The following is a 12,779-nucleotide window of genomic DNA, read 5'->3' as shown; positions in this document are numbered from 1 at the left end:
GCTGTCCGCGTCGCAAAAATTCGGCTCGAACTGCTGCGCGGCGGACCCCATGGCCCGCCGGCGGCCTTAATTCCTCTGGTCAGACGACGAAAATGTCCTTTTCCGCCCAGGCCGGGGCGGCGGCTTTGGCGGCCGCCGTCAGCTTGACATAGCCAGTCTTGTCGACGCCCGCCGGCATGTCTTTCGGCACCCCCATGACGGTCTGGGTCTTGAACACCGTACCCGGCGCGAGGTCGAAGAAGGGGAATTCGGGCTCGGTGCAGCCGAGGCAGGGCATGCCGGCCCGGGTCTTGGAGGATTGCCGGTTCCAGAGAATGCGGTTGCAGGGGCTATGCGTCATCGGACCGCGGCAGCCGAGATCATAGAAGAGGCAGCCCTTGCGCTGGCCGAAGGCCGTCGCCGAGACCTTGTAAGCGAAGTGCATGTTGCGGGTGCAGCCGGTCTGGGTGAAGCTCGTGAAAAAGGTCTTCGGCCTTTGGAATTCATCGAGGGTAAGATCGCCGGCGCGGCCCGAGGCGACGGCGACGAGGATCTGGGTGACCCAGTCGGGATGGGCGGGGCAGCCCGGAATATTGATGACCGGGAGGCCGGCCTTAGACTTGAACGACGTTCCGAGCGAACCGCCGGGCGCGCGCTTCAGGAACTGGAGCCCAACCGATTCGCTCGGGTTCGGCGCGGTGGCGGGAATGCCGCCCCAGGTGGCGCAATCGCCGATCGCGACCACGAATTGCGCGGCGTCGGAGAGTTCCTTGACCCAATCCTTCATCGGCCGGCCGCAAAACCGGTTCCAATTGCCGGTGCCGTTCGGCGCGTTCACGACAGTGCCTTCGAAGACGAAAATGTCGAGCTGGATCTTGCCCGAGATGCAGTCCAGGAGGATCTGCTTGACGTTGTCGCCAAGCTCGAGCCCGAGGGACGGGTGCCAAAGGACGTTAATGCCGAAATCGGTCACGAGGTCGCAGGCGCTCGGCTCCTCGGCGTTGAGAAAGGACATTGTATTGCCGGAGCAGGCGCCGCCTTGGAGCCATAAAAGATTGGCCATTGAATTCCTCCCGCGGCGTCTCTTCATTCATTGTCGCGGAGATCGCCGTTGGAAATGAATGCGCAAATGCCATGCCGGCAAGGAAAGGAGAAAACTATTCCTATTTATCAGTTAGTTAATTGCAGAAATACCGTTCCAAAAAACCGAATTGCATAGAAACTTTGTTTCCATTTGCAAATCAAGTTTACAGGTATAGAGAACCATTGTTCTCAGCCATGCCTATTGCCGCAACATGGGCATTCGACCTCGAACGCATAGCCGAACCAGACTCCTTGCAGCGGCTGCACCAATGGCCGGTCATTTGGCCCTCGCGCATGCCCAACCGGCGCGCCATCGCGCCGACGCCGAGATCGACGAAGCCGCCGGCGCTGCCGGGCGGCGTCGCGCGGGACAGAGGAAAACGCAGGATCGCCGCGGATTTTTCGCCTTCGTCTTGCTCAGCCATCAAAACGCCCCTATCCCGCACACGAAGCGAAGAGAATCAACCGGCCCGCGCGGCGCCTTCGGCCAAGGCGTAGCGCCGGATCTTATTGGCGAGTCCGACCCGCGACAGTCCCAATTCCCGCGCCGCCTTGCTCTGATTCCAGCGGCACTTTTCCAGCACCTGGCGGACGAGCTGGCCCTCGAGCGATTCGACCATTTCCTTCAAGGTCTTGCCATCCGCCTTCAGAACCAGGCGGTCATGCGCGCCGGCCCGCAAGGCGGCGAGCGCGGGGGAAAGATGGCGCCGCGTCAAATATTCGCCGTCCTTCGCCAGCGCCACCATGCGCCGCACCTCGTTCTCGAGCTCGCGCACATTGCCGGGAAAACGATAGGACTTGAAGATCTCGATCACGTCATTCGACACGCCGAGCACCCGGTTGCTGAGCAGGCCGCCATGCTTGCGCACGAAATATTCGGTCAAAACGGGAATGTCCGTAGGCCTCGCCCGCAAGGGCGGCAGCTCGAGGTCGAAGCCTTTCAGGCGGAAATAGAGATCCTCGCGAAATTGCCCGGCGCGGACCAATTGCTTCAACGGCTTGTTGGAGGCGGCGATGATCCGCACGTCGGCCTTCATCGTCTTGTCGCTGCCGAGCGGCTTGACCTCGCCTTCCTGAAGAAAGCGCAACAAGCTCACCTGAAACGAGGGCGACACTTCGGAGATTTCATCGAGGAAAACGGTTCCGCCGTCCGCCGCCCGAAACAGGCCGAGGCGATCGCTGATCGCTCCCGTGAACGCGCCGCGCTTGTGCCCGAAAAGCTCGGAATGCAACAGTTCGTCGCGCATGCCGCCGCAATTTTGCGCCATCAAGGGACTCGACGTCCGACGCGAATGAAAATGCATCGCCCGCGCGAGCAATTCCTTTCCGGTCCCCGTCTCGCCTTCGATCAGCACCGGCAGATCGGTGCGGGCGACCTCGCGGGCGAGGCTGCAAAGCTCGGCCATGGATTCGCTCGCATAGACCAAGCGCTCGAAATGCGAGGCCTCGTCTCTTGCGCCTGCCGGCGGCTTGCTTTGGAGGAAAATCGAATCATCGCCAATCTTCAGCTCCCGAACGAGCCGGCGGTGGCGGCGCGCCAGCTCTCCGGTCTCCAAGGCGCGCTTGACGACGAGACAGGCCTGCTCCGCCTGCAGGGGCTTGGTCAGATATTGATAGGCGGCGGTGCGCGTGAGCGCCTCATTCAAACCCGCGCAAGACTCGCCCTCGACCAGGAGGATCCGCACCAGATTGGGATGGGTGAAGCGCAGGCGGGACAAAAAAGCGATGACGTCGCAATCAGCCATGTCGACATCGGCGAGGATCAAATCCACATGGGCGTCATTGATCGCCTCGGCCGCGTCGCCGCCCCGCTCCGCCACGATGACGCGATAATCCGGCTCCCGCGCGAGGCTCGCCGCCGCCGCCCGCACCCGAGGACAAGGATCGGCAACGAACAAAATCGTCGATTGAACGCCCATGGCTTCGGCGCCGCTCCCTTCCCGGACCGGATCGCGATCTCCGCGTCAGGCCTTACTGCTTATTTCAGATCATCTGAATTCAGATTATTTTGACCTGTATCGGGCTCTGGGCGCAATAAGCCGGCCGTCGATTTCAATCGCCGCCGTCGAGGCGAAAGCTTGCCGGGAGACTCGACGCATCGAAAACGCCGCGAGCGTCCCAGAGCGCGGAGCGAAAGGAGCGAATATGGCTTGGAAAATGCGTCGTTCGCCGCTCCGTATCGGCGTGCTTCTTCTTATGGCCTCGAGCGCCACGAAATATGTGCGAGCCGATGACGCCTCGCCGCCGGACAAGAGCATGTATAGCCTCTTCAATCCGACGCCCAACGACGCCATGCGCGCTTTCGAGCCCGAGCGCCCCAGCAAGATTCTCAACCCCTTCACGGTCGACGCTGGCCATTTTCAGATCGAGAGCGATTTCTACAACTCGATTCACACGAATTATTCGGGCGCCGGCACGCAGTTTTTCGAGGTCGCCGATCCAACCTTCAAGCTCGGCCTGACGAATTCGATCGATTTCGAGCTCGTCCTCAACGGCTATCAGAACAGCGCCACGCATGATGATCAGACCGGCGCCTTGACCGCCAACGGCCATGGGTTCGGCGATGCGTTCTTCAAGGCGAAGTTCAATCTCGTCGGCAATGATGGCGGAACCTTCGCCATGGCCCTGGTTCCATGGGTCAAGGCCCCCTCGGCCGCGCCGGGCCTCGGCAATGGCGTGGTCGAAGGCGGGATCGCGCTGCCGATGCAGATCAACCTTCCAGCGGATTTCGCCCTCGGCTTGCAAACCGAATATGACGTCCTGAAAGACGCGAATGATTCGCGGCGCTATTCCAACCTGATCAATATCGCCAATTTGAGCCATCCGGTCTCGTTCATCAGCAAGGACCTGACAGCCTCTATCGAATTCTATTCGGCCCTGGCCACGGACGCCTATACGCCCCCCGTCTATACGCTGGATTTGGGCCTCGCTTATATGGTCGTTCCCAATGTGCAGCTCGACGCCGGAGCCAATTTCGGGCTGACCAAGGCCTCGCCCAATCTCAATCTCTACACAGGCGTTTCCGCGCGCTTTTGAGGCGGCCCGCCGTCACTCGGCGGCGCTCGCCTCCGCGACGAGATAGAAATTCCAGATCGCTTTGTCACCGAGACCCGAGACAAAGGCGCGATGCGCCGCAAGCTCCTCCTCGGTCAGCACGGAGGGCCGCGGCTCGGGGCGGCGACTCAGGAGAGCGCTCGCTTCAGCCGACGATGACCCGGCGCCTGCGCCAAAGATCAGCGCCGCCTGACGGCCGCCGGTCAACTCGGCATAGACCTCGGCGAGGATTTCGGCGTCGAGCAAGGCGCCGTGCTTGGTCCGACGCGAGACGTCGACGCCATAGCGGACGCAAAGGGCGTCGAGACTATTGGCCGCTCCAGGAAATTTGCGCCGCGCCAAAGTCAAAGTGTCGATCACGCGATCCGACGCGATCGGAGGGAGATCCAGAAAGGCAAGCTCGGCATTGAGAAAGCGCAGATCGAATTCGGCATTATGCGCGACGATCTTAGCGTCGCCGACAAAATCCAGAAAATCGGCGCAGATATGCGCGAACAGCGGTTTCCCGGCCAGAAAATCGGCGGAAATCCCATGCACCTTGAAGGCTTCCTCGGGAATGTCGCGCTCCGGATCCAAATAGACGTGAAAAGTCTGGCCGGTCGGAATGGCGTTCAAAAGCTCGACGCAGCCGATCTCGATGATCCTGTGCCCTTTCGAGGGATCCAATCCAGTCGTTTCCGTATCGAGAATGATTTCGCGCATGGGCCGCCTTAATGTTCGATCTGGCTTCGGCTTTTATTCGCCGGCCCGGCAAGCGCGCGCAGGACCCCGCGAACCTGCCGTTCCGCCGCGGCGAAGCCTGAGCTGGTGTCGATGATGAAATGCGCCCGCGCCCGTTTCTCGGCGTCGGGCATTTGCTTCGCTAGTATCGCGGCGAGCCGCTCCGGCGTCATGCCCGGACGTGTCGCCGCGCGGGCCTTTTGCACAGTTTCCGGCGCGGTGACGACGATCACGGCGTCGACCGTTCCTTCGAGGCCGGTCTCAAACAATAAAGGCACGTCGAGAACGACCACGCGCGCGCCCGTTTTCGCGGCCTCGACGAGAAACGCCTGCCTCGCGGCCGTGACCAAAGGATGAACGATAGATTCGAGCCGACGCAACGCCGCCGGATCCTCGAAGACCCGCGCCGCGAGCGCCGAGCGATCGACGACGCCCTCCCGCGTCGTCCCCGGAAATGCAGCCTCGATCACCGGCGCTGCCGGGCCGCGATAAAGCTGATGCACCGAGGTGTCGGAATCGTGAACGGGAACGCCTTCGGCGCGAAACATGGCGGCGGTCGTCGATTTGCCCATCCCGATCGAGCCGGTGAGGCCAAGCACGAACATTTATGCGCTCTTCAAAATATCGGCCTCGACAAGCGCGCGCAGCTCGGGGCTGACGCAAGGTTTTGCGCCGAACCAGCGCGCGAAACCGGGCGCCGCCTGATGCAGCAGCATTCCGAGGCCGGAAACCCCGCGCAGCCCTCGGGTCCGAGCGCGGCGGAGCAGCTCCGTCTCGAGCGGAACGTAGACGATGTCGCAGACAGTGGCTCCCGCCGACAAGGGCGCGAGATCGAGATCGAGCGGCGGTTGGCCGCTCATCCCGAGCGATGTGGTGTTGACCAGAAGATCGGCTTCGGCGAGGGCTGAGGCGTCCCCCCACTCAGCCGCCACGACGCCTGCGCCCGCCTGCTCGGCGAGCGCCTGGGCGCGATCCTTGGTGCGGTTCACAAGGACGATGCGTTCGACCCCCCGCGACAAAAGCGCATGAACGATCGCCCGCGCAGCGCCGCCCGCCCCGAGCACGACCGCCTTGCCCGACCGATCGGCCCAGCCCGGAGCGTCTTGATCGAGCGCGGCAAGAAACCCCTCGACGTCCGTATTGTCGCCGTGAAGCTCGCCATCCTCGATCCACAGCGTATTGGCCGCCCGAAGCTTGGCCGCGGTTTCGGTCGTCCGATCGCAAAGGGCGAAAGCGGCCTCCTTATGCGGCAAGGTCACATTGGCCCCGACGAAGCCGTTCGCGGCGAGATTACGAATGAAGCGCGCGAAATCCTCGGGCGGGACAGGCGCCCGTTCATAGGCGCCAGCGATTCGAAGCTCGGCGAGCCAAAATCCATGAATCATCGGCGAGCGCGAATGGCCTGCCGGCCAACCGATAATGCAGGCCTTAGGCGGCGTCTCGCGCGCATCGGTCATTGGAGCAAGCTTCCTTCCTCGCGCAAGAAAGCCAAAAGCGGGAGCAAGGGAAGACCGAGGATCGTCGCGTGATCGCCCTCGATCTTCTCGAACAAATGAACGCCGAGCCCTTCGAGCTGATAGGCGCCGACGCTGCAAAGAGCCGCTTCCCCCGCCATAGAGAGATAGGCCTCGATGAAAGCGGCGGATAGGGGCCGCATGACGAGCCGCGCCACCGGCGCGGCTTCAAACAGGATTGTATTTCCACGCGCGACACAAAAAGCCGAGTGAAGTTCATGGGCGCGGCCGGACAGTGCCGCAAGCTGGGCGGCCGCAGCCGCTCGATCCGGCGGCTTGGCGAAAATCCGATCGCCGAGGGCCAAGACCTGATCGGCGCCGACGACGAGCCTCTCAGGTCGAGACGTCGCGACGGCAAGAGCCTTGGCGCGCGCCAGATGAAGCGCGATCTCGCCACCAGCCGCGCCAACGGCGCGCAAAGGCGCTTCGACAAGACGCTCGTCAATCCCGGCATCCGCCGTCTCGCAGGGAACGCCTGCCGCCACAAGAAGAGCGCGCCGCGCCGCACTTTTCGAGGCGAGGAGAAGGGGCGCTTCGTTTCGCCAAAGCCCACTCATGACGCTGCGATCACCTTCGCCTTATGAATTTTGAAAAGATGGATGATGGCCGCGGCCGTCTCCTCGATCGAGCGGCGCGTCACATCGATCGTGGGCCACCCGCGCCGCTCGAAAAGCTGGCGCGATTTGGCGACTTCCTCAGCCACGAGATGCCGATCCACATAAGGAGATTCGATATCGGCGTTCAAGGACAGAAGCCTAGTCTTGCGGACTTGCACAATGCTGTCGGGCGTGGCCAGAAGGCCGACGACGAGAGGACGCCGCAGTGTCTCGACCGATTTGGGCAAAGGCACATTTGGCACAAGAGGGATATTGGCGGTTTTGACGCCGCGATTGGCGAGATAGATGCTCGTCGGCGTTTTCGACGTCCGGCTCACGCCGATCAGGATCACGTCGGCCGCCTCGTAATCATCGGTCATCTGGCCATCGTCATGCAATAGGGTGAAGTTCAAGGCGTCGATCCGGCGAAAATAATCAGCGTTGAGCATATGCTGCGCGCCAGGCCGCTGCTTTCCCGGCGCTCCGAGATAGGATTGGAACAAGGTCAGGACCGGCTGAAGCACCGAAAGACAGGGCGCCCCGATCTCGCGACATCCCTCCTCAAGCCGACGCGCCAGCTTCTGATCGACCAAGGTGAACAAGACCATGCCGGGCGTCGCGGCAATTTCGGCCAGGGCCTTGTCGAGCTGCGCGCGCGTGCGCACCAGCGGATAGACATGCTCCTGTGATTTTACATTCTGATATTGCGCCGCCCCAGCGCGGCTCACCGCGATCAGGGTCTCTCCTGTCGCGTCGGAGACAAGATGCAGGTGGCAGGCGTCACGCGGCACGAACAGCCTCGCCCGAGGATTTCCCCAAATGCCCTTGAGAGCCTCATGAGACAGGAAAACCGCATTGCAGGGGATAAAGGTGGATAAATCCCTGGCCTGCGCCATGACAATCGAAATCTCGCGAACGGCTCCGGACTTGACTGCAAAGTTTTCAACAGCCATGAGCGCGGGAAGCTGGATGCGCCTCTTTTGTGACTTCTGTCGATCCTGTGGAAACGGTTTCCACAGGCTTTGGAGAGATAAGCTCTAATCTCTTGATATTAAAATGATATCGTTGGAGCAGCTAGAGCCTGATCCATAGCGTGGATTATGGGGAGAACCGAATAGCGGCTGCGTCCGTTGTGGAAACCCGTGCGCAACGCGAATCCACGGTCTAGAGAACAGAAGAATTTCTAAAAAGATTCATAATTTCTTAAAGGTTCATCCGAGCTTGGCCGATCAAACGAGATCCAACCCGAAGCCTTTCCTTCGCACGCTCGACGGCGAAGCGGGCGTCCCTCCGCCGATTTGGCTGATGCGGCAAGCCGGCCGCTATCTGCCCGAATATCGCGAGATCCGCGCTAAGGCGCCCTCGTTTCTGGAATTTTGCTATGCGCCGACGCTCGCCGCCGAGGCGACCTTGCAGCCGATCCGACGGTTTGGCTTCGACGCAGCGATCCTCTTCAGCGACATTTTGGTGATCCCAGACGCACTTGGCCAAAAAGTCAGCTTCGAGTCCGGCGAAGGACCGAGGCTTGAGCCTATTGTCTCGGCCGAAGATTTCGCCAAGCTTGCCGAAAGCCTGAATCTCGCTCGTCTCGCGCCGGTTTTTGAAACCATTGAGCGAGTCGCCGCGAGCCTTCCCTCCGAGACCGCGTTCATCGGCTTTTGCGGCGCGCCATGGACTGTCGCGAGCTATATGATCGCAGGAAAGGGGACGCCAGACCAAGCGCCCGCGCGGCTTTTTGCCTATCGTCATCCCGATCTGTTTCAACGGCTCATCGATCGGCTCACCGCCGCCTCGATCGATTATCTCTCGGCGCAAATATCGGCAGGCGTTGAGGCGGTGCAGATCTTCGACAGCTGGGCCGGCGTGCTTCCGGCCGGCGAGTTCGAGCAATGGTGCGTCGCGCCGATCAAGGCGATTGTCTCCGGCCTCAAGCAGAAGCATAAAACTGCTCGCATTATTGGTTTTCCGAGAGGGGCAGGCCCACGCTTACGGCAATTCGCGCAAGATACGGCGGTCTCCGCGCTCGGGCTCGACAGCTCGATCGATCCGGTCTGGGCCGCCGCGGAATTCGATCAAAACCTCGTCCTGCAAGGCAATCTCGATCCCTTGGCTCTGGTCGCCGGCGGAGAGGCGCTGGATCGGTCCGCGCGGCGAATCCTGTCGGCGCTCCGAGGACGGCCGCATATTTTCAATCTCGGCCATGGCGTCGTCCCCGAAACGCCGCTCGATCATGTGTCGCGGCTCGTCGCGCTCCTGCGTGAGGGAGCTCCGGGATGAACGACGCCTATCATTGGACCAAGGTCCTTCATATCGCCGCGGTCATCGCCTGGATGGCCGGGATGTTCTATCTGCCGCGCCTGTTCGTTTATCACGCCGAAACAACCCTAGGCTCCGATCAGGACCGGACGTTCACGGTGATGGAAGGCCGGCTGCTGCGGATCATCATGCGCCCGGCCATGATCGTCGCCTGGCTCAGCGGCCTCGCCCTGGCGTCGCAAGCGGGTTTCTTCGACGCTCGATGGCTGCAGGCCAAACTTCTTTTGGTCGTCTTGATGACCGGCCTCCACGGATATTTGAGCCGATGCGCTAAAAATTTCGCCGCCGAAGAAAACCGTCACGACCCCAGATTTTTCCGAATTCTCAATGAAATTCCGACAATTCTGATGCTCGGCATCATCATTTTGGTCGTCGTCAAGCCATTTTGATCGCGGCGGCGAATCATTGTAGGCTCTGTTTCGCTTGTCAAAGCATTGAGATCCGTCTATAAATAAAGTCCCTCCCTAAGGTTATTGGCTTTCATCAGGCGCGTGCGAAGCGCCGCGTCGAAACCCTTGCACCTGTCTTTCGGGACTTGCGCGCCTGTCCTCGCCGGACGTGGTTGCGTCATTTCTGTCTCGAATTCGCGCGCGCGGATCGCGCCATCTTCCAAGGACTCCATCCCCATGCGGGAAATTAAGCTGCAAGACTTGAAGCTCAAGTCGCCGACCGAATTGCTCGCCTTCGCCGAAGAGCACGAAGTCGAGAATGCGTCGATCATGCGCAAGCAGGAGCTCATGTTCGCGATCCTGAAGCAGCTCGCGAGCCGCGACGTCGAGATTGTCGGCGAAGGCGTCATCGAGGTGCTGCAGGATGGTTTCGGCTTCCTTCGTTCGCCGGACGCGAATTATCTCGCGGGTCCTGACGATATTTACGTTTCGCCGTCGCAGATTCGGCGGTTCGGCTTGCGCACCGGCGACACAGTCGAAGGCCTTATCCGCAGCCCCAAGGATGGCGAGCGTTACTTCGCCCTCCTCAAGGTCAACACGATCAATTTCGAGGACCCGGAGAAAATCCGCCATAAGGTCCATTTCGACAATCTGACGCCCCTTTATCCCGACGAGCGTCTGCATCTCGAGGTCGAGGATCCGACCAAGAAGGACCTCTCCGCCCGGGTCATCGACATCGTCGCGCCGATCGGCAAGGGCCAGCGCGCCTTGATCGTCGCGCCGCCGCGCACCGGCAAAACGGTTTTGTTGCAGAATATCGCGCAATCGGTCACAGCCAATCATCCGGAATGCTATTTGATCGTTTTGTTGATCGACGAGCGGCCGGAGGAAGTCACCGACATGCAGCGCTCGGTCCAGGGCGAGGTCGTTTCCTCGACCTTCGACGAGCCCGCGGTGCGCCATGTCCAGGTCGCTGAAATGGTGATCGAAAAGGCGAAGCGCCTCGTCGAGCATGGTCGCGACGTGGTGATTCTTCTCGATTCGATCACCCGATTGGGTCGGGCCTATAACACTGTGGTTCCGTCTTCCGGCAAGGTGCTGACCGGCGGCGTCGACGCCAACGCCCTCCAGCGGCCCAAGCGCTTCTTCGGCGCCGCCCGCAATATCGAGGAGGGCGGCTCGCTCACGATCATCGCGACCGCGCTGATCGACACCGGCTCGCGCATGGACGAGGTGATTTTCGAAGAGTTCAAGGGCACCGGCAATTCGGAGATCATTCTCGACCGCAAGGTGGCCGACAAGCGCACCTTCCCGGCGATCGACATCACCCGTTCCGGCACCCGCAAGGAGGAATTGCTCGTGCCGCCCGACATTCTCAAGAAAATGTACGTTTTGCGGCGCATTCTCAATCCTATGGGCACGGTGGACGGCATCGAGTTCCTCCTCGGCAAGTTGCGCGAGACGCCGAAAGGAAACGCCACCTTCTTCGAGGCGATGAACACCTGAGCGCGGCCTAGTCGCGCGCGGGTCGGGCCATGGCCTTCTTGCCTCCCGCTCTGATCGGCCTCGCCTACGAGCCCGCGAATTGGCTCGCCCTTGCGGCATTGGTCGCGATGGAGCTGGTGCTCGGCGTCGATAATCTCGTCTTCATCGCGATCCTCTCCAATAAGCTGCCGTCTCCGCAAAGCGGGCGGGCGCGTCGGATCGGCATTGGCCTTTCCCTCATCTTCCGAATTTTACTCGTTGGCGCAGCGGGTTTCGTCGTCAAGCTCGTCGAACCCGTGTTCGCGGCCTTCGGCCATGATTTTTCCTGGCGCGACTTGATCCTGATCGCTGGGGGCGCCTTTCTCGTGTGGAAGGCGACGACCGAGATCCATCACAATGTCGACGTCGCCGCCGATGCTCATGAGGATTCGCCCGGTCGTAAGCCCGTGCGCTTCGGCGCCGTGGTCGCGCAGATCATGGCGTTGGACATTGTCTTCTCGATAGATTCGATCATCACTGCGGTCGGAATGACCGAGCATGTGCCGATCATGGTCGTCGCCGTCGTGGTGGCGGTGCTCGCCATGTTGTTCGCGGCCGATCCGCTTGCCCATTTCATTCGTAGAAATCCGACCATCGTGATGTTGGCCCTGGGCTTTTTGCTGTTGATCGGCACGACTCTGGTCGCGGATGGCTTCGGCTTCCATCTTCCCAAGGGCTATATCTATGCGGCGATGGCATTTTCGGCCGTGGTCGAGGGGTTGAACAGCCTTGCGCGCAACCGCCATGCGCCGGCGTCGATCAGCTTGCCGCCGGAACCGACGAAGCTTTCGTCTGAGCCAAAGGCTGAGCCAATGCGAAGCCCTCCCTTGATTGCTTTGCCCGAAATCCCAGCTGGAATGACCGTCGCGGAATTTTTCGCATGGAACCCGTCCACGCCGTTGCCCTGGCAGTTGATCGATGGCGAACCGCAGACTATGGCTCGCGGAAGCCGCACGCATGGCGCGATACAAAGCCAAGTCGCGCATCTCATCGCGGGCTATCTTGAGGCGCGGGGCGGTCCTTGCACGATCCTGACGACGCCGAACGTGATTCCGCGCATTCAGTCAAAGACCAATGTTCGAATCCCCGACCTCGCCGTCATCTGTTCGGCGTATGAATTTGAGGAAAGCGCGCTCGAGGATCCTGTCCTTTTGATCGAGATCCACTCTCCGAACAATCGGGCTGAAATCTGGGCCAATGTCTGGGCCTATGCGACTTTGCCTAGCGTTCAGGAGATCCTCGTCTTCAGCACCGCTTCGATCGGCGCTGAACTGCTGCGCCGCAACCCAGACGGCTCCTGGCCTAGCGAGCCGCTGATGATCGAAACCGGCGACGTGACGCTCGAAAGCATCGGCTTCAGCTTTCCGCTCGTCGCCGCCTATCGGACGACGTATTTGGCGGCGAGGAATTAGCAAAAGCGTCTCATTAGACGCCTCCCTGCGCCCGGTCGCGTGGCAACGCCTGCCGGCTCACGAAGCTTAGAGACTATTTTGAAATCTTCACTTGCCTCGCCCTTCGAGACGGTTTTGCAGGCCTCTTCGCCTTGGTCTTGGGCTTTCCTCGCCTAGCGCCCTATAGTCCTGGCTTGAAATCAAGTCGGGAGC

General features: G+C 61.0%; 13 protein-coding genes and 1 pseudogene. 6 read left to right on the top strand and 8 right to left on the bottom strand.

The window, feature by feature from the left end:
- Nucleotides 1-79 precede the first annotated feature (79 nt).
- From METAC_RS0115840 to METAC_RS0115830, 3 genes are all read right to left on the bottom strand, one after another.
- Nucleotides 80-1,042: an NADH-quinone oxidoreductase subunit B family protein gene (locus tag METAC_RS0115840; RefSeq protein WP_026607800.1), complete on the bottom strand. Its 963-nt coding sequence runs from the start codon at nucleotides 1,040-1,042 to the stop codon at nucleotides 80-82.
- A 184-nt stretch (nucleotides 1,043-1,226) separates the two neighbouring features.
- Nucleotides 1,227-1,487: a hypothetical protein gene (locus tag METAC_RS23995; protein ID WP_245257505.1), complete on the bottom strand. Its 261-nt coding sequence runs from the start codon at nucleotides 1,485-1,487 to the stop codon at nucleotides 1,227-1,229.
- 36 nt (nucleotides 1,488-1,523) lie between these two features.
- Complete coding sequence (locus METAC_RS0115830; protein ID WP_026607799.1) at nucleotides 1,524-2,981, bottom strand: sigma-54 dependent transcriptional regulator; 1,458 nt, start codon at nucleotides 2,979-2,981, stop codon at nucleotides 1,524-1,526.
- Between the two features lie 238 nt (nucleotides 2,982-3,219).
- On the opposite strand from METAC_RS0115830, the gene METAC_RS0115825 reads away from it, so the two are divergent.
- On the top strand, nucleotides 3,220-4,098 hold the full coding sequence (locus METAC_RS0115825) for a transporter (protein WP_198017233.1): 879 nt from the start codon (nucleotides 3,220-3,222) through the stop codon (nucleotides 4,096-4,098).
- Between the two features lie 12 nt (nucleotides 4,099-4,110).
- On the opposite strand, the gene dnaQ is transcribed toward METAC_RS0115825, so the two are convergent.
- Genes dnaQ through METAC_RS0115800 form a run of 5 tightly spaced genes read right to left on the bottom strand, consistent with a single transcriptional unit; the run spans nucleotide 4,111 to nucleotide 7,737 of the window.
- Nucleotides 4,111-4,818 carry a DNA polymerase III subunit epsilon gene (dnaQ, locus tag METAC_RS0115820; protein ID WP_026607797.1) on the bottom strand — a complete coding sequence of 236 codons (708 nt, stop codon included), beginning with the start codon at nucleotides 4,816-4,818 and terminating at the stop codon, nucleotides 4,111-4,113.
- A gap of 8 nt (nucleotides 4,819-4,826) precedes the next feature.
- Nucleotides 4,827-5,441, bottom strand: coding sequence for a dephospho-CoA kinase (gene coaE, locus METAC_RS0115815; protein WP_026607796.1), 615 nt, complete (start codon nucleotides 5,439-5,441; stop codon nucleotides 4,827-4,829).
- Nucleotides 5,442-6,293 (bottom strand): shikimate dehydrogenase, encoded by an 852-nt coding sequence (locus METAC_RS0115810; protein WP_026607795.1) that lies wholly within the window; start codon nucleotides 6,291-6,293, stop codon nucleotides 5,442-5,444.
- Nucleotides 6,290-6,907, bottom strand: coding sequence for a Maf family protein (locus METAC_RS0115805; protein ID WP_026607794.1), 618 nt, complete (start codon nucleotides 6,905-6,907; stop codon nucleotides 6,290-6,292). Before METAC_RS0115805 ends, METAC_RS0115810 begins: the two co-directional genes overlap by 4 nt.
- Nucleotides 6,904-7,737, bottom strand: coding sequence for a pyruvate, water dikinase regulatory protein (locus METAC_RS0115800; RefSeq protein WP_026607793.1), 834 nt, complete (start codon nucleotides 7,735-7,737; stop codon nucleotides 6,904-6,906). Before METAC_RS0115800 ends, METAC_RS0115805 begins: the two co-directional genes overlap by 4 nt.
- 430 nt (nucleotides 7,738-8,167) lie before the next feature.
- Here METAC_RS0115800 and hemE point away from each other — a divergent pair, with 430 nt between their 5' ends.
- From hemE to METAC_RS27150, 5 genes and pseudogenes are all read left to right on the top strand, one after another.
- Nucleotides 8,168-9,223 (top strand): uroporphyrinogen decarboxylase, encoded by a 1,056-nt coding sequence (gene hemE, locus METAC_RS0115795; RefSeq protein WP_026607792.1) that lies wholly within the window; start codon nucleotides 8,168-8,170, stop codon nucleotides 9,221-9,223.
- Nucleotides 9,220-9,651, top strand: coding sequence for a protoporphyrinogen oxidase HemJ (gene hemJ, locus METAC_RS0115790; protein WP_026607791.1), 432 nt, complete (start codon nucleotides 9,220-9,222; stop codon nucleotides 9,649-9,651). The genes hemE and hemJ overlap by 4 nt, the downstream gene beginning before the upstream one ends.
- 237 nt (nucleotides 9,652-9,888) lie before the next feature.
- Entirely contained in the window at nucleotides 9,889-11,157 is a 1,269-nt protein-coding gene (gene rho, locus METAC_RS0115780; RefSeq protein ID WP_026607790.1) for a transcription termination factor Rho, read from the top strand.
- A gap of 29 nt (nucleotides 11,158-11,186) precedes the next feature.
- Nucleotides 11,187-11,930: pseudogene (locus METAC_RS27155) on the top strand (TerC family protein); the annotation flags it as partial.
- Nucleotides 11,931-11,987: 57 nt separating this feature from the next.
- Nucleotides 11,988-12,587 (top strand): Uma2 family endonuclease, encoded by a 600-nt coding sequence (locus tag METAC_RS27150; RefSeq protein ID WP_342446962.1) that lies wholly within the window; start codon nucleotides 11,988-11,990, stop codon nucleotides 12,585-12,587.
- Nucleotides 12,588-12,779 lie beyond the last annotated feature (192 nt).

This window comes from Methylocapsa acidiphila B2 (assembly GCF_000427445.1).
GTDB classification, from domain to species: Bacteria; Pseudomonadota; Alphaproteobacteria; order Rhizobiales; family Beijerinckiaceae; genus Methylocapsa; species Methylocapsa acidiphila.
This window is presented reverse-complemented; position numbering and strand designations above follow the sequence as displayed.

Excerpts from the sequence above, each read along its gene's own strand:
- coaE (WP_026607796.1), bottom strand. The coding sequence starts at position 5,441 with ATGTTCGTGCTTGGCCTCACCGGCTCGATCGGGATGGGCAAATCGACG.
- hemJ (WP_026607791.1), top strand. The coding sequence starts at position 9,220 with ATGAACGACGCCTATCATTGGACCAAGGTCCTTCATATCGCCGCGGTC.
- rho (WP_026607790.1), top strand. The coding sequence starts at position 9,889 with ATGCGGGAAATTAAGCTGCAAGACTTGAAGCTCAAGTCGCCGACCGAA.
- METAC_RS0115810 (WP_026607795.1), bottom strand. The coding sequence starts at position 6,293 with ATGACCGATGCGCGCGAGACGCCGCCTAAGGCCTGCATTATCGGTTGG.
- METAC_RS0115830 (WP_026607799.1), bottom strand. The coding sequence starts at position 2,981 with ATGGGCGTTCAATCGACGATTTTGTTCGTTGCCGATCCTTGTCCTCGG.
- METAC_RS23995 (WP_245257505.1), bottom strand. The coding sequence starts at position 1,487 with ATGGCTGAGCAAGACGAAGGCGAAAAATCCGCGGCGATCCTGCGTTTT.
- METAC_RS0115840 (WP_026607800.1), bottom strand. The coding sequence starts at position 1,042 with ATGGCCAATCTTTTATGGCTCCAAGGCGGCGCCTGCTCCGGCAATACA.
- METAC_RS27150 (WP_342446962.1), top strand. The coding sequence starts at position 11,988 with ATGCGAAGCCCTCCCTTGATTGCTTTGCCCGAAATCCCAGCTGGAATG.
- dnaQ (WP_026607797.1), bottom strand. The coding sequence starts at position 4,818 with ATGCGCGAAATCATTCTCGATACGGAAACGACTGGATTGGATCCCTCG.
- METAC_RS0115805 (WP_026607794.1), bottom strand. The coding sequence starts at position 6,907 with ATGAGTGGGCTTTGGCGAAACGAAGCGCCCCTTCTCCTCGCCTCGAAA.
- METAC_RS0115825 (WP_198017233.1), top strand. The coding sequence starts at position 3,220 with ATGCGTCGTTCGCCGCTCCGTATCGGCGTGCTTCTTCTTATGGCCTCG.